This window comes from Staphylococcus sp. GDY8P126P (assembly GCF_017891965.1).
In the GTDB taxonomy this organism is placed as follows: domain Bacteria; phylum Bacillota; class Bacilli; order Staphylococcales; family Staphylococcaceae; genus Staphylococcus; species Staphylococcus saprophyticus.
In genome coordinates this window covers 560,018-583,075 of sequence record NZ_JAESKG010000003.1, presented here as the reverse complement: position 1 = coordinate 583,075, position 23,058 = coordinate 560,018, and the positions used below count along the sequence as shown (strand labels likewise).

Here is a 23,058-nt window from a genome sequence, read left to right as displayed (position 1 = left end):
TCCATAACACGTTATTAACAGTATTTAATTTTAACATACTTTTGACTTCACTTCTGTGTATATTGTTTATTTTAACAAGCATCTTTTTCAAAAATTCTTAAATAAAACTCAAACAATCCAAAAAAGCACACCTTCAAAAGGTGTGCTTAAGTAATCCACATTATTCTTCAATAATTTTTGGACTGTCTGATACGGCTTCGACATAGTAGGTCTTAATCTTATCGCCGTGTTTGACTTTAATTTCCCAATTGGCTTCGAGTACTTGTACGTTCGGCTCTTTAACAACGGTATAGTAGCCAAGTCGTGCATTGGTTACTTCATCATTCCGCTTCAAGTAACGATTATAATACAGTGCTTCTATGGCGCTCTTAGCTGAGTTCACTTGTTTCTTATCGTTATTCGCACCTTCTGATGGCGCAATCGATTTCATTGCGGTTTGCTTATAGCTCGTTGCTTTACCTTCATTATTGACGTTAAATTCAAGTCTCGCTTTATTATTGTTCATAATTGGATAGTCATGATACGTTTGTTCAAAGGTCACTTTGTCGTTATCAATATTACTCATTTCGTAATTCTTACCTTTATAGACATTGTCTTTGACGTAGGATTTTAATGCGGTATATTGATCATTTCCGACATCGACCGCATTATTGATATCGCCTTTTGCTCTGGCACCGGAATCTTCACTTGAGATCTCAGAGCGTGATTTTGCATAAGATGAAAAATCAAATGACCGTGCAGTCAATAATTGCATTTTCAAACCTTTAACACTTGGAAGGTTATCAGGAATTGTTATTTCTTCTTGTTTAAAATTCACAGCATTTTCTTCTTCGCTATCATTGATATGCGATTTATTCACCTTATCAATATAAATAATCACTAAGCTAATATTGACTAGAATAAACACGAAAATAAATAAGGTTTTGGCTCGTTTCCAGTTCATTTATTCTAGCCTCCCATCTTCGTATGCACGCCATTCACCGTTATATTGTACATACCATTGTGGTTTAAATTCGCTATTGCGTTGAATTTCAATATCACTTTTATCTGGTTTTTCTTCCATTCTGTAACCAATCGTCATGTTCGTCACATCTTCAAAGTTAATTTCTGGGTTGTTGGCCAACTCTGAACGTACCGTTTCAGCACCAGGCAATTTCGTTTCGTCTCCGCCACTGTCAATTGTGACATTGGCTTTAAGCAATGCACGTGCATAGCTGAAGACGCCTTTATCTCCCCAAGATACTTTGATATTGTTTAAATTTTCATCGTTAAATGTTGGACGACCGTTTAAGAACATTTGATAGGTAAGTTCCCCATTTTTATTATCTATATTGAATAAACGATAATCATCAGTAAAACCACCGTGGTTATTAATATAGTCATAGGTACTTGGTATACTATCTTGCATGTTAGTTGAACGGTTTTCATCTTCTGAGAGGTTAGTATAACGATACTTTTCAGTTTCATCATTATAATTCGCCACACCTGTATTATTGTTATAGGTTGCAGTACTGCTCTTCGTACTACGTACAACGACAGAATCATTGAATAATATAGAGTTCATCGTATCAACACTGATGCGGTTGTAAATCGTATGATATGATTTCATCGCTTCTGGTGCTTTTGGTGCAAAGATATGTGTCGCTCTATCAATCGTATCTTTATTCGTTATGATTTCTGAGTATGGCTGCATTTTTTTATGTTGTGATTGCATCACTTTTTTTAAGTTATTTAATTTTGCGGAAGTGGTCATACGCACAACGTTATGTCTATCGCTACTAATCGCATAAAGTTTCACATTGCCATCTTTGTTATTGTCGATGATAAGTCGATCGAATTTAAAATTATTCGGAACTTTGGCATCGATATTCAGCGCTTGTCCTAAGTAGGTTGCTAATGGCATGTCATAGCTGAAATCAAGTACGAGAAACTCATCCGTTAAATCTGGAATGATTAAGTTGTGGTTGCTGTGCATTTGTTCAGCATGCAATACGCGATGGTTCTTTAATGGCTTTAATATGGTTTCGATATTTTGCTTTGTCGCTTCCATGCCTTCAGTCTGGTCACCTTTAGAGTGAACCACTTGATAGGGTGTAATGATTTGATCCATACCTTGATTCAACGGTTTGCCAATTGAATTGGGCTCATAATCTTTGCTGTTGCTACCTTGGTTATCTACATTGGCTAAATCAGGTGAGAAATTCCAAGTCATATAGGTTAACACGACGCTCATTAAGACAAGAAGGATGAGAATAATCGATTTAATTAATTCTTTACTCCGCATCCCAATCACCATCTTCTAGAACTTCACAAGGAAGTGTAATAAAGATTGACGTGCCTTGTCCTTCTACGCTGTTTGCCCATATACGACCGTTGTGTGCTTCAACGATTTCTTTAGAAATGGCTAAGCCTAAACCTGTACCACCCATTTTACGTGTACGTGCTTTATCTACACGATAGAAGCGGTCAAATATTTTATCTACTTTATTAATTGGAATACCAATCCCATTATCTTTCACACGAATGGTCATACGATTATATAACGTATTCTGTTTCACGTGAAACTCGACACGTTTATCGCCACGAGAGTATTTCATCGCGTTCGTTATGACGTTGTCAAACACTTGGGTCATCTTATCTGGATCGATTTCCGTAAAGATGGTTTCGGTTGGTACTTCACGCACAAATGTCGTATCTTTTGCTGACATTTCATGGCGGTTAATGATTTTATTAATAAACATATTAAAGTCGACAATTTCTTTGGTAATTTGCTCTGATTCATTGTCCATTTTAGATAATTGTAATAGGTCATTAACAAGACGAATCATACGTTCTGTTTCTTCACGTGTAACGGATAGGAATTGTGGTGCTAATTCGCCATCTTTCCAAGCACCACTTTCGAGTGCCTCGATATAACTGTTCATGGAAGTCAGTGGCGTACGTAATTCGTGTGACACGTTCGCAACGAATTCACGACGTTCGCGTTCTACTTGTTGTTGTTCTGTTACATCATGTAGCACGGCAATGTAACCTGTCACAAAACCAGTTTCTTGTACAATCGTACTAAAGTTAACCCGGGCAATAATACCTTCATTTTCATTAATATCTAATAAGAAGCTATCATTATTTTCTTGAATTTCATCTAATGAGAAATCTTCTTCGAGTTTAAGCACTTTAAGCATGTGGTCACCGATAATGTCTTCTTTCATTGTGCCCATCATAGTGAGTGCCATGTCATTGACAATGCGCACACGGCCACGACGGTCGGTTGCAATGATACCGTCACTCATATGTGTGATAACGGAATCGAGACGGCGTTTCTCACTTTCGGTATTCGCTTGTGCTTCTTGAACACGTTTGGACAGATTGTTAAAGGCGAGTGCGAGCTCACCGATTTCATCGTTACCATAGATTTTCACACGTTGTGTATAGTTACCTTTAGACATTTCAACGGTTTGGTTCCGCATGTCTGTAATCGGCTTTGTAATGGTACGCGCAATAAAGAAACCAAGTATCACGGTAATCAATAGTGATATCCCTGTACCAACGATAAAGATTTGATTGATATTGCTCAATTGGTTATACACATCATTGATGTCCGCTTCGATATAAACATCACCAATTGTGCCATCGTTTGATGTTTTCACAGGCAGGTTGTATACCCACACACGTTGTTTACCATTACCGTAGTCTTTTAATACGGTATGGCTATTGATTTCACCGAGTGACAGCGCCTTTTGAATGGAATTGTCATTCGCTTTTTGATTAATTAGACTACGCGTAGACTGCTTCGAAGTAGCCATGATAATCTGATCTTTATCTATAAAGCGGATTTCTTCTATTTCTTGTCTATTCGCATACTCATTAAGTAAGTTCTGAACTTCTTTTTGAGCATTAATTGCATTATCTTCGTCATAGACTTTTTCTATATTAATTTCAATTTGTTTCGCGTATTGCGAAATATTATTTTTAAATGTTTGTGTTAATTCTTTTTCTAGACTATTCGTAAAATATAAACCGATAATTTGCATACCGATTATAATGAGTAATACATAGACAATAACCAATTTCGTGTGTAAGGACTGAAAATGTTTAAGCCATTTCATTAATATGTGCCTCTATTCATGTTGTTGGAGGAAATATCCAACACCACGACGTGTCACAATATATTCTGGATGAGATGGATCATCCTCGATTTTTTCACGTAAACGACGAATTGTTACGTCTACTGTACGTACATCACCAAAATAGTCATAACCCCAAACAGTTTGTAATAAATGTTCACGTGTCATTACTTGTCCCATATGTTTAGATAAGTAATGGAATAATTCAAATTCACGGTGTGTTAATTCGATATCATCGCCACGTTTTTTAATAGAGTATGCATCTGGATAGATGACGATATCTTTAATTGTAATTTCATTGGACGCATCATTAACTTCTTGTGCTGGTTGTGAATAATGACGACGTAAGTTGGCTTTAACACGCGCGATTAATTCACGTGTGCTAAATGGTTTCGTCACATAGTCATCTGCACCTAGCTCAAGACCTAATACTTTATCAATTTCTGAGTCTTTCGCTGTTAACATGATAATTGGCATTTCGTATTTTTTACGTACTTCACGACAAACTTCCATGCCGTCGCGACCAGGTAACATAATGTCTAATAACACGATGTCTGGTTCTTCATCATAGATTAAATCGACTGCATCGTTACCATCATAGGCACAAAATACTTCGTAGCCTTCTTTTTTCAAATTAAATTCTAAAATATCAGCAATTGGTTTTTCATCATCGACTACAACAACTTTTCTAGCCATATTTATAAACCTCATTTCTATATTGTAGTACATTTACATTAAATTCTACGCATTTCCCTATAATACAATTTACCATTTATGGCGCGCTAATTCTATTTCTCCAAATAAAAATTTAAAATTGTATATTGTAAAATTATAACATTATACCGATTAAATGGGTATTCATCGGGTCATCATAGGTATTCCTAGTTTAAACAATCATCCTGTATCATTCGAATTTATTGCTTATAACACAAATAAGGGAGCGCACGCGTCACCTAATATGCATTAGATGACGTATGCTCCTCCCTCTGTGGTGCTTTATATTTATCTAAAACTGTATCATTCCGTTATTTATCACGTGCGTGTCGACGCAACGCTTGTTTCAATGTTGAAAAGCCTCATTGTCATAGCTTACTAATCACTGTAACGGATGCTTAGACACTTTTCTGTTTCTTAACGAATAATGAAAGTATAAAACCAATCACTGTTAATGCAGTGATAAAGAAAAAGGTAAACTGTACGCCATGAGAAAGTATGATTTCTTGGCTTGCATTCGGATTAGCAGCGCCAAATGATTTCATTGCTGTTGTATAAAGCGTAATGGCGATAGCTGTACCTGCTGAACCACCGACTTGTATTAATGTCGTAATGGTAGCTGAGCCATCTACGTATAAATCGTGTGGTAGTTGATTTAAAGCGTTCGTTTGTGCTGGCATCATTACCATTGTGATACCAAAGAAAAGTACCATAAACGTAAGAATAATGGCCCAAACTGGTGTGGATGCAGAAATAATAAGTGCAAACGTGATTGCAGCGATAAACATTAATAAATACCCGATAATGCCGAAGTGTCTCGCACCAAAGCGGTCAAACAATGAACCGACAATCGGAGACAATACTAAATTGACTGCGTTACCAGGTAATAACGTTAAACCAGCAATCACTGAACTAAATAGTAAGGCGCCTTTTAAATATAAGGGTAATAAGATGCCTGTTGATAAAATACATAAGATCGTAATAAATACCATAGCTGCCCCAAGGACGAACATAGGATATTTAAAGACATTTAAGTTAAGCATTGGTGAGTCAATTTTAAATTGACGTACAACAAAGATGATTAAGGCTAGGATACCGATGACTAATGGTAGCCAAACGATAACATTTGTGAAGGCCGCTTCTGCCATTGAACTTAATGCGAAGATTAATCCAGCAAATCCAATCGTTGATAAACAAATAGATAGGATGTCGATTTTAGGTTTCGAAATCTCTCCTACATTCTCAGTATTTGTAAAAGCTAAACCTAAGACGACTAAATATAACACTGCACTGATCCAGAAGATGTAGTGCCAACTAGATGCGGAAATAATGACACCTGAAAGTGTGGGGCCGAGTGCTGGTCCTGCTGTAATAACCAGTCCCATGATGCCCATAACCGCACCACGTTTTTCAATTGGGAAGATGAGCATCAAAACCGTAACCATAATAGGTAATAAAATACCTGTCCCTAACGCTTGAATCAAGCGTCCCAATAATAGTAAACCGAAGTTAGGTGCAAGCGCGCCAATAACTACGTCTAATAATGATAATAAAATACCTGAAACAATTAGTATTTTCGTGCTAAACCATTTAATAAGGTATGATGACGCTGGTACTAAACAAGCCATGACGAGTAAGTACCCAGTCGTTAACCATTGCACCGTTGCCGCTGATACTTTAAAGTCAGCCATAATATCGGTTAATGCCATATTGAGTGCTGTTTCACTGAACAGTCCCATAAATCCACCAATCATTAAGACCAGCGCAAACATTTTCGGGCTTTTTACGTTTACTTGTGTTGCCATTTGATATACTCCTTTTTGATGGTAAATGAAGTATAAGTATAAATGAGAGTGTTAAGTATGGATGAGACAAATCAACTGTTTCCATAATCATCGATTGCTTTCTTTTACTTAATTCATCTACATAAGTTATGACTTATTCCTATATTTCCATTGAATTTTTATTATGCTAAGAATGATGCATGCTATATAGAAGATGTTTGATGTTACTCAAGATCCCTTTGTAAAGAAACTTTATGCCACATACCCCTGAATTCAAGCCATCTTTATGCAACATTGTTTCATCATTATGCGACAATCTTCTATATAAATGCTCTAGCTATTTATGTAGTCGAAAAGACTGACCAACTTACTTTAGCAAAATTTCGCCATTATTGTCAACCTAGTTGACAATAATGAATTGCAAAAAAAAATTAGAGTATGTAACGTTGTGTTTATCGTTTTATATACTCTAATTATTCATCTGGCTTATCATTTTCTAATTGCCAGTCTGCTTGTAACAATTGCTCTAAATGTGCAACTTCTGACGCACCGATCACTTGACCAATATGTTCAATGATGTGTTGTTTGTTTTTAATATATTTCTCATAGCACATGATACCAAATTCCGTTAAGGTTACACGTTTTTCTTTCTTATTATTGGGCACACTTTCAATTTGAACAACTTGTTTCTGTTCTAATTGTTTCACTGCTTTATGGATTGCCTGACGCGTTAAATTGATCTTATGCGTGAGTTCTGCAAAAGTAGGCTGATCATATTTAATGATCATAATTAAATACCATTCAGAACTACCTAAATGAACCTGAGGTAATTGTTGTGCCGTCATATATTCTACTTTTTGTCTTAAGTCATGGTGTCGACCACTGATGAGGTTAATCAAATCTGTTTCTTCTATATGCTTATGATTTGTCATTTATTTACTCCTCATTTTAAATTTCACTTCATTGTAAAAAAGCTTATTCATTCATTAAATAGATTCCGACCAAAACATACGATAAAGTATTGCTCATCCACCATATTACAATATGATATAAAAAATTATCTAGCAAAACTTATACATTTCTATATTTACGCATAAAAAAACCCATCCTATTGGATGGGTTTATACGGTCTCGACGGGAATCGAACCCGCGATCTCCTGCGTGACAGGCAGGCGTGTTAACCGCTACACTACGAGACCTAAAAATGGTGACTCCTACGGGACTCGAACCCGTGTTACCGCCGTGAAAGGGCGGTGTCTTAACCGCTTGACCAAGGAGCCTGTCTTAAGCACAAAATAAATTATATCAACTCTTATACCGGATGACAAGCTATTTTTTTAATTTTATTAGTATAATTTTCTATATTAATTGTATAAAGTTCAAATACGGTGCTAAAACGCTTAAAAAGTCTGTCATATTGGTATGGCAGCACATTCATTTTTATCATTTCAGTCACTAAAATATAAGAAATTGATAATTTTTTAAAAACTATTAAAATTTAAATCTTTTTTGTTTTCAATACTTTTTGATAAACTAGTTAAATAAAATATGAGGAGGGCTTATGATTGGCTAAGGTATTATTTATTAATTCAGGATCCATTGGACATCTTAATCCTACGATTGCCGTGTGTAAAGAACTTGTGGCGCGTGGTGAAGAGGTGGTTTACTACATTGGAGATCAATATCAAGATAAGCTAAAAGATACGGGTGTGGAAATACGTACACTACCAACAGATGAGATTATACAACGCTTTACAGCATACGGCTCTGGCAATTTATTCCACGTCGTCAACGGCTTATTGAATACTGCGGATGTAATACTTCCAAAGATTTTGGAAGATACGAAAAATGAACATTATGATTATTTAATTTCTGACTCCATGTTTAGTTTTGGTAACTTAATTGCGCAAAAATTACATATTCCTACCATTTCGTCGATTACGTCTTTTGCACATACTGCAGAAACGTTTGAAGCGGCACTCAACTATAATGCACAGGCGTTATCAGAAACAGAAATGAATGACGTAGAAGACACTTTTGATCATTTACAACAGCATATTCAAACAACCTATGGCGTCGAGGTTAACTCACGTTATGAAACAATGAATAATCCGGGCTATTTCAATATTGCTTATATCTTGGAAAAATTCCAAATAAATCCTGAATTATTTGATTCAACACATTATCGTTTTGTTGGACCATCTGTGATGCAACCACAGTCAACGGATTTTATGAGTCAAGTTGATCAAAGCCGACCAATAGTTTACGTTTCCCTTGGCACGGTATTTAATCAAAATATTGGTTTCTTTAATCAATGTTTTGCCGCGTTAAAAGATCTTGATGTATCTGTCATCGTATCGATTGGTGAAGCAAATAACGCGGCTGACTTTGATACAGTCCCTGATAATGTATTATTGAAATCCTATGTACCTCAGACAGAACTATTACAGCATACAGCACTTTTCTTAACACATGCTGGAATGAATAGTACAAATGAAGCATTATTAATGGATGTGCCTTTATTGGCTTTTCCACAAAATGCGGACCAACCGCTCGTTGCGCAACAAATTGAAAATATCAATGTAGGTCAACAACTGAATTCTGAAACTGTCACAACCGAAGATTTGAAAGCAAAAGTTGTGGAAATGTTACAGAATCGCGCAACTTATCAAGCACAGATTAAAAAAATCAAGCAAACACAAGCCTTGGATCAACCTGGTTACGTAACGGCAGTTGATCAAATCCTCACTTTTCGCGATCATCACATAAATTATTAATATAGATAAACAAAAAACCTTGTAGAAGTACCATCCACTCATTGTGTGATGACATCTACAAGGTTTTTATAATATCTAATCTACAATCTTACCATAGTGATTTTAATAGGTTTGTTTGATTACGGTCTGGACCTACTGAGAAGATTGAAATCTTCACGTCACATAATTCAGAAATACGTTCTAAGTATCTACGCGCATTATTAGGTAATTCTTCTAATGAACGACAACCTGTCACATCTTCTGTCCAACCTGGTAATGTTTCAAAAATTGGCTTACAACGTTGTAAGTCTTTCAAGTTAGCTGGGTATTCCGTAATTTCTTTACCGTCTAACTCATAAGCAGTACAGATTTTAACTTCTTTAAGGCCTGTTAATACATCAATTGAGTTAATAGATAAATCTGTAATACCACTTGCACGACGAGAATGACGTAATACAACTGAGTCGAACCAACCTACACGACGTGGACGTCCTGTTGTTGTACCGTATTCACGACCTACTTCACGGATGTGGTGCCCATCTTCGTCAAATAGTTCTGTTGGGAATGGACCATCGCCGACACGTGATGTATAGGCTTTACACACACCGATAACTTTAGAGACGAATGTTGGACCTACACCGCCACCGACAGTCACATTACCTGCAACTGGGTTACTTGATGTAACGAATGGATATGTACCATGGTCGATATCTAACATCACACCTTGTGCGCCTTCGAATAATACTTTTTCGTCAGCTACAAAGGCATCATCTAAAACTTTTGCAGTATCTGTCACGAATGGTGCTAAACGTTGACCAGCTGCATAATATGTTTCAAAGATTTCTTCAAATGTTGGACATGCTTTGCCAAACATCCCTTCGAAGTATGCACCTTTGTATTCAATATTATCTTTTAATAATTTTTCAAATGTTTCTTTATCTAATAAATCTGCGACACGGATACCAATACGTTGTGCTTTATCTACATAAGCTGGACCGATACCTTTTTTCGTTGTACCGATTTTATTATCTCCGCGACGTTCTTCTTCATATTCATCTTGTTTAATATGATAAGGTAAAATAACTTGCGCACGGTTTGAAATGCGTAAATTATCCGTTGAAATACCTCTTTCGTTTAGCGCGTCTAATTCTTTTAATAGTGCTACTGGATCGACAACGACACCATTACCAATAACTGCTAATTTTTCTTTATAGAAAATACCAGATGGTACTAAGTGTAATTTATATGTTTCTCCACCAAATTTAATTGTGTGGCCTGCATTGTTACCGCCTGAAAAACGTGCAATAACATCTGCTTGTTCTGCTAAGAAATCTGTAATTTTACCTTTACCTTCGTCTCCCCATTGTGTCCCAACGACTACTATTGATGACATATGAGCACCTCCAAGTTTTCTCGATTAACCATTACGTATTTTACCAATACACCAACCATATTGCAAACCAAAAATCGAACATTAATTTATTTATATTTTGAAAATTTTGATGGTGTTCAAAGTGGAAAGAGATACAGTTTAAATCCAGTCACACCAAGTATTAAGACCATTTTTTACATTTATAAGGACACATACTTACTGCGAATACACGGCAATAAACACAAACAAAAACCGTACAATGAAATACGTATTTGTATTATTGTACGGAAATTAACAAGAAAATTATTTTTTTACCTTATCCAAAATCAGCATGTGCATAATCTATATCTGTAAATTTATTATATTGTTTCATAAAGTGTAACTTAACGGTGCCTGTAGGACCGTTACGTTGTTTCGCAATAATGATTTCAATTTCACCATTATCGTCATTCGTTTGTGGTTCGTAATTTGAATCATCATCGTCGTCTTCATCTTCGCCACGATTGTAATAATCATCACGATATAAGAAGGCTACGATATCGGCATCTTGCTCGATAGAACCCGACTCACGTATATCACTCATCATCGGACGTTTATCCTGACGTTGTTCTACACCACGAGATAACTGACTCAATGCAATCACAGGACATTCTAATTCTCTGGCAATCGCCTTTAAAGTACGTGATATTTCTGATACTTCTTGTTGTCGATTGTCAGAAAAACGAGAACCACTACCTGAAATTAACTGTAAGTAGTCAATAACAATCATGTCTAAGCCATGTTCTTGTTTCAAGCGACGACACTTTGAACGAATATCTGTGATACGAATCCCAGGTGTATCATCAATAAATATCTTTGTACGTGATAATTTACCTACAGCAATTGTGAAACGATTCCAGTCTTCCTCAGTCATCATACCTGTTCTTAAGCGGTTCGAATCCACATTGCCCGAGCTACAAATCATACGTGTTGCTAACTGATCTGCGCCCATCTCTAAAGAAAAGATCCCTACAGAAAAATGATCTTCATGTGTTGCCACTTTTTGTGCAATATTAAGTGCGAAGGCAGTCTTACCTACCGAAGGACGTGCTGCTAAGATAATTAAATCGTTACGGTTAAAACCCGCTGTCATTTGGTCTAAATCGCGATACCCTGTTGGAATACCTGGCGTTTGACCACTGTTCTGATCTAATAGTTCTGCATTTTCATAAACATCACCTAAGACATCTCGAATGTCTTTAAATCCATCACTTTCACGTGTGGATGATAGTTCTAATATACGACGTTCAGCATCGTTAAGTATCGTATCTAGTTCCAGTTCATCATTATAGCCATCGTTCGCAATACTATCCGCAGTTTGAATTAATTTACGCTTCGTGGCGTGTTTAAACACAATTTCCGTATAATATTGAATATTACGTGTGGTCGGCACATTACTTGATAATTCTGCAAGATATTGAGGACCGCCCGCTTCATTCAATCGTCCTTCTTGGGATAACTGATCCATAATGGTAACGACATCGATATCTTTATTATCTTCATTGAGGTTCATCATTGCTCTGAAAATGTGCTGGTGTGCCCCTCTATAAAAGGACTCAGGAAGTAATACTTCCTGAGTAGTGTTGATTAATTCTGGATCTATGATAATGGCACCTAAGACAGACTGTTCAGCCTCATTACTGTGTGGCATTTGATTTTGTTCGTACATTCCATCCATTCCATCCATTGCGCTTACACCTCATATCTCAATCCGTTATTATTGTTCAACTGTGTGTACACGAATTGTACCTTCAACTTCTTTGTCTAATTTAACTGGTACGTTAGTGTAACCTAATGCATGGATACCATTTGGTAAGTCCATTTTACGTTTATCAATCTTAATGTCATGTTGTTGTTGTAATGCTTGTGTGATTTGTTTGGTACTTACTGAACCAAATAATTTACCGCCTTCACCTGTTTTAGCAGATACTTCGACTTCAATCTCACTTAATTGTTCTTTTAATTTTTTAGCATCTTCAATTTCTTGTTGACGTTCTGCTTCAGCAGCTTTATTTTTTTGTTCTAATTGTTTTAAGTTACCTGGCGTTGCTTCAACTGCCATGTTTTTCTTCAATAAGAAGTTATTTGCGTAACCAACTGGTACGTCTTTAACTTCGCCTTTTTTACCTTTACCTTTAACATCTTGTGTGAATATTACTTTCATGAATTTTCACTCCTACTCATTTGTTCTGTTATAGCTTGTTGTAATTTTTCAATTGCTTCATCAACAGTCACATCTTTTAATTGTGTGGCTGCGTTCGTTAAATGACCTCCACCACCAAGTGCTTCCATTGTTAACTGAACATTGACTGCACCAAGTGAACGCGCAGACATACCTACGACATTGTCTTCTCTTCTTGCAACTACATAAGAAGCTTCTACACCATCTAAACTTAACAGTTCATCGGCAGCTTGTGCAACTGTAACAGGATGGTAGATTTTCTCATCTGAACCATGTGCAATGGCAACACCATTATCTTGTAGTTTCACTGTTTGGATCAATTCAGTACGATTAATATACGTATCAAGGTCATCTTTTAAGAAATGCTGCGTCAAGATTGTATCGGCACCATGTGCACGTAAATAACTTGCCGCATCAAATGTTCTAGAGCCAGTACGCAATGTGAAGTTACGTGTATCTACAATGATGCCGGCAAACATGACCGTTGATTCTAAACGTGTCAGACGTTGTTCTGTTGGTTGATACTCGAGTAATTCTGTAACGAGTTCTGCTGTTGAACTTGCATAAGGTTCCATATATACAAGTAATGGACTCGAAATGAAACTTTCACCACGTCTATGATGGTCAATGACTACTTTACGATTGGCTTTATTCAAAATATTTTCATCGATGACCATTTCTGGTTTGTGCGTATCTACAACGACAAGCGTTGTCTTGGAAGTCATAATGTCCCATGCTTCATCTGAAGTGATGAAACGATCTTTAAGTTCTGGTTTTTCATTTACCGCATCCATAACACGTCGTAACGTCGGATCGATATCAGATTCATTTAAAACAATATAGGCATCTAGATTATTCATCATCGCAAAACGAGATACACCAATTGCTGCACCAATTGCGTCTAAATCAGGACTCTTGTGCCCCATGATAATCACTTTGTCGCCTTCCATTAAGATATCTTTAAGTGCATGTGAGATAACACGCGCTCTTACACGTGTACGTTTTTCCATTGGGTCAGTCTTACCACCATAGAAACGTACATTACCGTTCACGTGTTTAATTGCAACTTGGTCGCCACCACGACCGAGTGCTAAATCTAGTCCAGATTGAGAAAGTTCTCCAAGATCAATTAGATTTTCAGAACCTTCACCCACACCAATACTTAATGTTAATTGCGCGCGATAACCTACGCTCTTTTCACGTAATTGGCTTAAAATACTAAAGTTAGTTGCTTCAATTTCGTTTAAAATATTTTGGTTTAAATATGCCACGAATTGATCCGAACTATAGCGTTTAAAGTAAATATTATGTTCTGTTGCCCATCTACTGATGACGCGCGTAACCATTGAGTTGATTTCTGATTTTTGCGTATCATTCATATTTTGGGTAATTTCATCATAATTATCCAAGAATAATGTCGCTATAATTGGTTTAGATGATTCATATAATTCATTTGTATAGACTTCTTTTGTAATGTCGAAGAAATAAAGCACGTGTTCTTTTTCTGAATAACGCACACGATAGTGGTATTCATTTTCATTAATTTCTATTTCTTGTGTTTTTTCTAATTGTTTTAAGATATTAGGATATACTTCGTTGACTGGGTCGGAAATTACATTACGATTTAAACGTTCCGACATAAATCTATTCATCCACTCTATGTTTTCATTTTCATCTAAGATAATCATTCCGATAGGTAGATTTTTAATTGCGATATTACTACCTTCAGAGATATGACCACTTAAATTGTCCACATAGCTGTCTAATTTTTGTAAAGCTTGTCTTACCATAAATGCTGTCCCTATAATAATAATCACTAATACAATCGTCGCTATACCTGCTACGAGTTGGTTAAAAACAAACCAAACTACAACCAGCGCAATTGCGGTGAGCGTCATAATTACAAATGGTAAAATCAACGCTTTTTTAGTGGATTGACGGTTCATTCTTCCACCTCAAATCATTTTTTAATGATACTTTTTAAGTTAAAACATAAATCGATTACACCCAGGAGACTTACAATATGTGTTAATGGCATTAAAATTGTCCCTATAACCATTAGTAACACAGTAAGTACGAGTGGCATTGATTTTGCTTTGCCGAAAAAGTGAATAACACTTAACCCCTGAATATACATACATAATGATAACACAATTTCAAAGTTTAAAACGATACTTTGGAAAGTACCAGCTTGGCTTGCAAACATAACACAAATCAAGACAATAATATATATCCATAATAATGAACGGCTCATCTGCCAAGCATATAATGGTTTAAATATTGGTGTAGCGATTTTGAATTTACGTAAAATTGGAAAAGTAATAATTAAATTGATTAAAATAAGTAGAAAAACTGCAATGATTACCATACTTGGTAACTGAACTGCCAATTGACGGAATCCCTCTTCGAGCATTTGTTTATACTCGTTACCAACTGAAGCACCTGAAATAACCTGATGCATTTGATCTTTTATTGGGTTCATTAAAACTGTCGCGCTTGGTATCTTATCAAACGTTTGCAGTCCCATAAATGCAATTAATGAAATCATACTAATATATGTAGTCGTTATATATAGTATACGTTCTTTAGATGTTCTTTCTTTTAATAATTGGCCAACAACGAAACTCGTAATGAGCACGAGGACCATGATACTTAATACAAATATATTACCCAGTAAAGTTGTTAATACAACCGTTACGACAGCTGTCAATCCGAATGATTCAATTGATTTATGCCATAAGATAATGCCCGGAATTGTCGCAAACGCGCTCAATACAAGACCAAGCGGTGGTAATATATGCAAAGCCAAAGCGACTACGATTAGCGTTAGAATACTAAGCACAGTTGCTTTAGGATATATTTTAGAAAACAAATTCGCCACTCCCATACTATTTTTGACTATACCCTTTATTTTAACCTCTTTAAAACTTTTATACAATTATTGGCAACCCATTTTATATAGAAGTTCTATTCAGAAAATACACCTTCACTATAATCCTTAGAAATCATTGTTATATATCAATCGCTTCTTCACTAACAACAACTTATTTATATTTCACACAAAAATAGGATGTAACCAACTTGTTTCTCACCTCTATTTAGTAGTAAGAAGACAACCGGCACATCCCAAAAATTAAATCTATTTAGTTAGTTCATTTACGTTTGATGTTATAGACTTTTAAAAAGTGATATAGATTCGGCGCCCAATCATTGAAGTTAAGTAAAAATCCATCATGTCCTACATTGTCAGGAACGAAAAAGTGTTTATGAAATTTAAAGCGCTCGCCGACTGCTCGAACAAGGTCATCAGGATAAAGTAAGTCATCGGTAAAGCCCATTGTCATAACCTTCGTATCTAAATTACGGAATACTTCATCCACATCATCACGTCCTCTATCGACATCATGACTATCCAAGACATCCAGCAGTGTTAAATAACATGCATAATCAAAATGATTCATAAACTTATCACCTTGATGTTTTTGATAGGCGACAACTTGATCTGGTGAAAAGCGTTTATCATAACTTTTAGATGATCGATAAGTTAAGAAACCCAATTGTCTAGCGATACTCATACCATTTTTAGGATCTAAATGAATGGCTTGCCTCGCTATCTCGTTAAACGCTCGACTGTAGGATGATGTTTTATCCGTTGCAGCAAGTATAACGGCTTTATCGACATTAAATTTGCGATTATATAATAATTCAATCGCTTGCATGCCTCCTAAAGAACCACCAATGAGAATATTAATGTGTTCAAATCCTAACGTTTCTATGCCTATTTCAATTGCACGTACAATGTCTCTTAACGTGAGCGTTTGAGGGAAATCTGCATCTGTTAATGCCGAACTTGAACCATACGGACTACCAATTACATTAAAAGTTAAAAACTGATAATCATTGATAGGCATATAGCCCCCATCAATGATACCTCTCCACCATCCTGGTTGATCATTTGTCCCATATGTTAAATGGTTACCTGTCAAAGCGTGACAGACAACAACTAAAGGTTGTCCTTTCAACCCCACATGTTCATAGCGTAGTTTCAAATTAGATATGAGTTCTCCAGATTCTGTTGTAAAAGGCCCTAATTCTAAAGTATCTACCGTATAATTCGTCATGATTTCCCTCCTACTTAATAAAAAACTTCTCACTCATATAAAATAAGTAAGAAGTTATAATTACTTATCATTCGAGTGTATCGTTGGTTTTAGCACCGTACTACACAGCCGGTTGCTGAAGCATCACTGGGCCAAGTCCCTCAGCTTCTCGAAATAAGATTTGATTTTAATTGTATAAAACGAAAGTATGACAGACTAAAAATCGGAAATATCATAATTTTCTAATTATTCTAATTCTAACGGATATCCTGTGTTTCATCAATGATATTCTTTAAAAAACCCATCTCAACAATGCCATAATAATAATCCCACTTAGAATCGTTATCGTTAAACTCCTTGAAACGATGGCAATTACAATCGTAGGTATCATCGTTATCAAAAATGCCATATTGATTGTGTATCCCATTACACCATCTTGTTGGACCAAGACACCATCAATAATCAACGCTGTAAACAATGTAATTGGGATAAAGGAGAGCCATTTGACTACACGTTCAGATAAATGAACTTTAGAAATCATCACAAACGGTATAATTCGAGTCAACCACGTCACAATTCCGCATAAAATAATAATCGTTAACATATGTATCGTTGTCGTCATCGTTCCATCACCACCCCAAGTGCTGCCGTTATTGTAGAAGCTAAAATAATTGCTAAATATGATGGCATAAATAAACTTAATCCCAACATCATCACAATGACACAAATAATCAGAACTAAGTAAATCTTAACTTTTGAGCGCCTGATTGATTCAAATTGGGAGACGGCAAGAAAAATAAACATAGCCGTTATTGCAAAGTCTAAGCCTAATGCGTCTGGGTCATGGATGTACTTACCAAATAAAGCACCAATAATACATGCAATCGTCCAAAAAACATAAGCTGTTATATTCAAACCGTGTAGCCATCGATCATTACTTTTTTCGCCTTTTAGATGTGGTGTCACTGCAACCCCAAATGTTTCATCTGTTACCAGTGTTGCCAACCCAATTCTATTTAGTAAACTATAATCCTTATAGCTTGGCGCGAGTGTCATACTTAATAAGAACATCCTAGAATTGACGATGAACGCAGTTAATACAATTGCGGATATAGGTGTACTTGCAATAACAAGCGCGCAAATTATAAATTGTGCTGCGCCTGCGTATACAAGCAAACACAGTAAAATAATTTCCAACAAGCTAAATTCTGAAGCAACTGCAACAATTCCAAAAGATAAACCCACGCCTGCGTATCCTAACAAGGTAGGAATACACGCTTTGACACCTTGTTTAAATGTTACATGCGCTTCATTTTCCATACACACCCACCCTCTCATGGCACTTCAAAAATAATATATCAATTCTAATACAACTCATTCTAAATGCGCAATATCTTTAGACATCCGTTTGTGTGATGTTAGACTAACGATTGTCTTAAAAAGCTTAAACACACGTCGTTTATATTTATCTGAATTTTTAGAAATAATTAAGACATACCTCTAAAATATATCTGAATTCCGCCTAATCATATTTGCTATTTTATACTTTTTACACCTCCCCTACCCTTTCGATAGTGCACAAAAAACGCATAGGACCTATTGTCGCTACGCGTTTTTAGCATTACTTTCAGTTTTTTATTTAGTCGGACGGATGACTGTTTTACCACCCATAAATGGAACTAACACTTCTGGAATTGTAACTGAGCCATCTTCATTTTGATAGTTCTCAACGATAGCTGCAAAGGTACGACCTACAGCTAACCCGCTACCATTTAAAGTATGCGCTAATTCTGGTTTCGCATTTTTATCGCGTTTGAAGCGAATGTTTGAACGACGTGCTTGGAAATCTGTAATATTTGAACAAGAGCTGATTTCTTTATAATCATTATAGCTTGGTAACCAAACTTCTAAATCATATGTTTTACTTGAACCAAAACCAATATCTCCTGTACACAAGATAACACGGCGATATGGTAAACCAAGTTCTTCTAAAATCGCTTCTGCATGATGAGTCATGTCTTCAAGTGCTTGCCAAGAATCTTCAGGTTTTTCAATACGTACCATTTCAACTTTATCAAATTGGTGTAAGCGAATAAGTCCTCGTGTATCACGACCAGCAGATCCAGCCTCACTACGATAACAAGCTGATTGAGCTGTAAATTTAGCTGGTAATACGTCAGGTGCAATGATTTCATTGCGGTAATAATTCGTTAATGGCACTTCTGCAGTTGGAATGGTATAAAGACCTTCTTTTTCTACTTTAAATAAGTCTTCTTCAAATTTAGGAAGTTGACCTGTACCATACATAGAATCGGCATTAACTAATTGTGGTACCATCATTTCCGTATAGCCATGTTGTGTCGTATGTTTCGTAATCATGTAGTTCATTAACGCTCTCTCTAATTGTGCACCGTCACCTGTCAAGAATACGAATCTCGCACCAGAGACTTTAGCTGCTCTTTCAAAATCAACCATCTCTAACTCTTCTACTAAATCCCAGTGTGCTTTATCTTCAAATTCAAAAGTTCTAGGTGTACCCCAACGTTTAACTTCTATATTATCTTCATCCGTAGCACCTTCTGGTACATCGTCGTGAATGATATTTGGAATACGAGACAATTTATCATTAAGGTCAACATCTACTTGATTTAAAGTATCATCTAGTACTTTAATTTCATCACCTAGGTTACGCATAGCTGCGATTGCATCGTCTGCATCTTCTTTATTACGTTTTTTCTGAGCAATTTCTCCACTTACTTTATTACGCTCTGCCTTCATTTCTTCGGCTTGACTGATAAGTTGACGACGTTGCTCATCTAGTTCTAATACTTCATCTACTACTTTTGAATCCATACCACGTTTTGCAACTTTTTCTTTAAGGAATTCTGGATCATTACGGAATAATTTGATATCTAACATGCTGCTCATCCTTTCAAATTTCAAAATTTATTGGATAATAACACAAAAAGACCACGTCCCTGTACAAGGGACGTGGTCTACGCGTTGCCACCCTATTTAACAGTCCAAAATTAGACTGCACTCTCACTAAATAACGGCTATAACCGATTGTTCTCATATAGTAGGTAGATTCATATTAAATATGATTACTTGTTCACACTAACCACAAGCTCTCTGAAATCAAAATTCAATATTACTTATCCTACGAACAATAGCATAATTAAGTTAATTTAAATATAGCAAATAACATCAGCTATTTCAAGGGTGACAACGTTTATGTCAATTAAAGTCCCTACATATAAGCAAGATCTTGTAAATATTGCGATACCGCTTCAATATCTTTATGGAACTGTCTATCTTCTGTAATTGATGGTACGATGTGACGTAATTCTTGATACTTTTCATATGTTTTCGGTGATAATTTATCAATATCTTTATATTCAACGGCTTGTAATGCAATAATCGTTTCAATTGCTAAGACACTTCTCGCATTTTCAATGATGTGATAGCCATGACGAGAGGCAATTGTTCCCATCGAAACGTGATCCTCTTGATTAGCTGACGATGGTATTGAGTCAACACTTGCTGGATGTGCGAGTGTTTTATTTTCTGATACTAGGCTCGCAGCAGCATACTGCATAATCATCGCACCACTCTGTAATCCTGGTTGTGGGCTTAAAAAGGCAGGCAATCCATTATTTAATTGAGGATTTACGAGTCGTTCTAGACGACGCTCTGAGACATTAGCCAATTCACTTACACCTAACTTTAAGAAATCTAATGCAAAGGCAATCGGTTGCCCATGGAAATTACCTCCAGAAATAACAAGCGTTTCATCGCCTTCATCAAATATTAATGGATTATCATTAGCAGCGTTCATTTCAAATTCTAATTTTTCTTTCACATAATTAAATACTTGAAAACTTGCGCCATGTATTTGTGGAATACAGCGTAATGTGTATGCATCTTGTACACGTATGTCACCTTGTGTAGTGGTTAACTCTGAGCCATCTAACCAATCTAACATTCTAGCTGCAACATCTATTTGTTCTTGAAAATTACGTGCTTTATGCACTTTTTCATTATAAGCATCTGTAATACCATTTAATGCTTGATGTGTTAGAGCTGCAATCCATTCTGCTTGGTAACCTAAGGCTTCCGCTTCAATATAATTAATCACACCTTGCGCAGTCATCGCTTGCGTGCCATTGATGAGTGCAAGCCCTTCTTTAGCTTGTAATTGTAATGGGTTACGATTTAATTGATTTAAGACATACCAGCTGTCAACTTCTTCACCTTTAAAAAATACATTGCCTTCACCAATTAAAGCTAATGCTAAATGAGATAATGGCGCTAAATCCCCTGATGCGCCTAAAGAGCCTTGCTGTGGAATCACTGGTACAATTCTGTGATTGATATAATAAACAAGTTGCTCTAATAACGCGACTGTCGTACCAGAATGACCTTTCAACAGAGTATTTAATCGTAAGACCATCATTACTAAAGCAACTTCTTCTGAAAATGGTTTCCCAACACCACAAGCATGTGATCGAATTAAATTTACTTGTAATTGATTGTATTCACCTTTATCAATTCGCACATCACTAAATAATCCAAATCCAGTTGTAATACCATAGATTGTTTCTTTGTTTTCTATAATGTGTTCCACCGTTTGTCTACTTTTCTTTACGCGTTCCAGTGCTTCTTGTGTTACTTCAACGGTATCTTCCTTATTTAAGAACATTTTAATATCATTGATTGTCAACATTTCACCATTAAGTTGTAATGTCATTTCCCCATCTCCTTGCTTATCTATTTTGTTCAATTAATTCGAGTATACGCTTACATTTTCACACGAACAATAGGATTGACCATATCCGTAATATGGTATTAAATTACTGATTTAATGGGATAAAGTCGTATCAAAATTATGTTTTCTAAAATTAATATTTTCTTTACGACTTTGCCTATTGACTAATCTCGAAACCAGGTATAATATTTCTTATTGTATTTATAAATGAGCACATGAAAATAAGATATAAGTAACTTAAAAGAAAATGGTTTTAAAATTCTATAATATAGAGAATATAAGATAGCCAACTTTAACATTTATCATTTTAAGCAGATGCTTATCTTTTTCAAGTCAACGTATTAAATTAACGCTAAATGTTTAAAAGGAGGTTTCAAAATGGAAACTTTATCACAAGTAAGCATTCCAAAACGTAAAGATGAAACACATAAAGGTGATTATGGGAGAATTCTTTTAATTGGGGGCAATGCGAACTTAGGTGGTGCAATCATGCTTGCAGCTCGAGCGTGTGTTTATAGTGGTAGCGGATTAATCACTGTAGCTACACATCCAACAAATCATGCCGCTTTACATTCACGTTGTCCAGAGGCCATGGTGATTGATATTAACGATACTAAAATGTTAACAAAAATGATTGAGAACACGGATTGTATCTTGATCGGACCGGGACTCGGTTGTGATTTTAAAGGCAATAATGCCATCACTTTCCTATTACAAAATATTCAACCACATCAAAAATTAATTGTAGATGGGGATGCTATAACAATTTTTAGTAAATTGAAACCAGACATTCCTACGTGTAAGGTTATCTTTACGCCTCACCAAAAAGAGTGGGAACGTTTAAGTGGTATTCCTATAGAGGAACAAACGTATGAACGTAATCGTGAAGCCGCAGATCGCATTGGTGCAACCATTGTTTTAAAAAAGCACGGAACTGAAATCTATTTCAGAGGTAAAGACTACAAACTGCCAATAGGGACACCTGCAATGGCTACAGGTGGTATGGGTGATACTTTATCTGGTATGATTACAAGCTTTGTCGGCCAATTCAACGACACAGAAGAAGCCGTTACAAGTGCTACGTATACGCATAGTTATATTGGAGAACAGTTAGCAGAAAAAATGTATGTCGTGCCACCATCCAGACTAATCAGTGAAATACCTCATGCTATGAAAGCTTTAGAAAATTAAGCCAAAAAAGACCTACCTCATTGAGGTA

18 protein-coding genes, 2 tRNA genes, 1 riboswitch and 1 other annotated feature are annotated in these 23,058 nt (G+C 36.0%); of the genes, 2 read left to right on the top strand and 18 right to left on the bottom strand.

Annotated features, from left to right (window positions below; all coding sequences use genetic code 11):
- Positions 1–160 precede the first annotated feature (160 nt).
- The 8 genes from KA893_RS08005 to KA893_RS07970 form a co-directional block, all read right to left on the bottom strand.
- Complete coding sequence (locus KA893_RS08005; protein ID WP_069822125.1) at positions 161–943, bottom strand: two-component system regulatory protein YycI; 783 nt, start codon at positions 941–943, stop codon at positions 161–163.
- Entirely contained in the window at positions 944–2,284 is a 1,341-nt protein-coding gene (locus tag KA893_RS08000; RefSeq protein WP_037537344.1) for a YycH family regulatory protein, read from the bottom strand.
- A complete protein-coding gene (walK, locus tag KA893_RS07995; protein WP_037537341.1) occupies positions 2,274–4,106 on the bottom strand; it encodes a cell wall metabolism sensor histidine kinase WalK in 1,833 nt (610 codons plus the stop codon). Before walK ends, KA893_RS08000 begins: the two co-directional genes overlap by 11 nt.
- A gap of 12 nt (positions 4,107–4,118) precedes the next feature.
- Positions 4,119–4,820 (bottom strand): response regulator YycF, encoded by a 702-nt coding sequence (yycF, locus tag KA893_RS07990; protein ID WP_002481985.1) that lies wholly within the window; start codon positions 4,818–4,820, stop codon positions 4,119–4,121.
- 416 nt (positions 4,821–5,236) lie between these two features.
- Positions 5,237–6,643: a DHA2 family efflux MFS transporter permease subunit gene (locus KA893_RS07985; protein ID WP_129334944.1), complete on the bottom strand. Its 1,407-nt coding sequence runs from the start codon at positions 6,641–6,643 to the stop codon at positions 5,237–5,239.
- A 452-nt stretch (positions 6,644–7,095) separates the two neighbouring features.
- Complete coding sequence (locus KA893_RS07980; protein WP_129334943.1) at positions 7,096–7,554, bottom strand: MarR family winged helix-turn-helix transcriptional regulator; 459 nt, start codon at positions 7,552–7,554, stop codon at positions 7,096–7,098.
- A gap of 194 nt (positions 7,555–7,748) precedes the next feature.
- Positions 7,749–7,821 (bottom strand) — tRNA-Asp (locus tag KA893_RS07975).
- Positions 7,822–7,827: 6 nt separating this feature from the next.
- A tRNA-Glu gene (locus KA893_RS07970) sits at positions 7,828–7,902 on the bottom strand.
- A gap of 285 nt (positions 7,903–8,187) precedes the next feature.
- Between KA893_RS07970 and KA893_RS07965 the strand changes: the two genes are divergently transcribed.
- Positions 8,188–9,399: a macrolide family glycosyltransferase gene (locus KA893_RS07965; RefSeq protein ID WP_129334942.1), complete on the top strand. Its 1,212-nt coding sequence runs from the start codon at positions 8,188–8,190 to the stop codon at positions 9,397–9,399.
- 88 nt (positions 9,400–9,487) lie between these two features.
- Here the strand turns inward: KA893_RS07965 and KA893_RS07960 are convergent, their stop codons facing one another.
- From KA893_RS07960 to hutH, 10 genes are all read right to left on the bottom strand, one after another.
- Entirely contained in the window at positions 9,488–10,771 is a 1,284-nt protein-coding gene (locus KA893_RS07960; protein ID WP_002481979.1) for an adenylosuccinate synthase, read from the bottom strand.
- A gap of 295 nt (positions 10,772–11,066) precedes the next feature.
- Positions 11,067–12,467 (bottom strand): replicative DNA helicase, encoded by a 1,401-nt coding sequence (gene dnaB, locus KA893_RS07955; RefSeq protein WP_037537355.1) that lies wholly within the window; start codon positions 12,465–12,467, stop codon positions 11,067–11,069.
- 39 nt (positions 12,468–12,506) lie between these two features.
- Positions 12,507–12,953, bottom strand: a complete 447-nt coding sequence (gene rplI / locus KA893_RS07950) for a 50S ribosomal protein L9 (protein WP_002481977.1) — start codon at positions 12,951–12,953, stop codon at positions 12,507–12,509.
- A complete protein-coding gene (locus KA893_RS07945; protein WP_002481976.1) occupies positions 12,950–14,917 on the bottom strand; it encodes a DHH family phosphoesterase in 1,968 nt (655 codons plus the stop codon). The genes rplI and KA893_RS07945 overlap by 4 nt, the downstream gene beginning before the upstream one ends.
- Before the next feature lie 14 nt (positions 14,918–14,931).
- A complete protein-coding gene (locus KA893_RS07940) occupies positions 14,932–15,858 on the bottom strand; it encodes a DUF2232 domain-containing protein (RefSeq protein ID WP_172606392.1) in 927 nt (308 codons plus the stop codon).
- A gap of 265 nt (positions 15,859–16,123) precedes the next feature.
- Entirely contained in the window at positions 16,124–17,092 is a 969-nt protein-coding gene (gene metX / locus KA893_RS07935; protein WP_069793483.1) for a homoserine O-acetyltransferase MetX, read from the bottom strand.
- A gap of 61 nt (positions 17,093–17,153) precedes the next feature.
- Positions 17,154–17,252, bottom strand: a riboswitch (SAM riboswitch).
- A 111-nt stretch (positions 17,253–17,363) separates the two neighbouring features.
- A complete protein-coding gene (locus KA893_RS07930; RefSeq protein ID WP_037537336.1) occupies positions 17,364–17,693 on the bottom strand; it encodes an AzlD domain-containing protein in 330 nt (109 codons plus the stop codon).
- Complete coding sequence (locus tag KA893_RS07925; protein WP_210125672.1) at positions 17,690–18,391, bottom strand: AzlC family ABC transporter permease; 702 nt, start codon at positions 18,389–18,391, stop codon at positions 17,690–17,692. The genes KA893_RS07930 and KA893_RS07925 overlap by 4 nt, the downstream gene beginning before the upstream one ends.
- 315 nt (positions 18,392–18,706) lie before the next feature.
- Positions 18,707–19,990, bottom strand: coding sequence for a serine--tRNA ligase (serS, locus tag KA893_RS07920; protein ID WP_011302016.1), 1,284 nt, complete (start codon positions 19,988–19,990; stop codon positions 18,707–18,709).
- A gap of 63 nt (positions 19,991–20,053) precedes the next feature.
- Positions 20,054–20,242: a binding site (T-box leader), on the bottom strand.
- Positions 20,243–20,321: 79 nt separating this feature from the next.
- Positions 20,322–21,821: a histidine ammonia-lyase gene (hutH, locus tag KA893_RS07915; protein WP_129334940.1), complete on the bottom strand. Its 1,500-nt coding sequence runs from the start codon at positions 21,819–21,821 to the stop codon at positions 20,322–20,324.
- A 396-nt stretch (positions 21,822–22,217) separates the two neighbouring features.
- On the opposite strand from hutH, the gene KA893_RS07910 reads away from it, so the two are divergent.
- Positions 22,218–23,030, top strand: coding sequence for an NAD(P)H-hydrate dehydratase (locus KA893_RS07910; protein WP_002481968.1), 813 nt, complete (start codon positions 22,218–22,220; stop codon positions 23,028–23,030).
- Positions 23,031–23,058 lie beyond the last annotated feature (28 nt).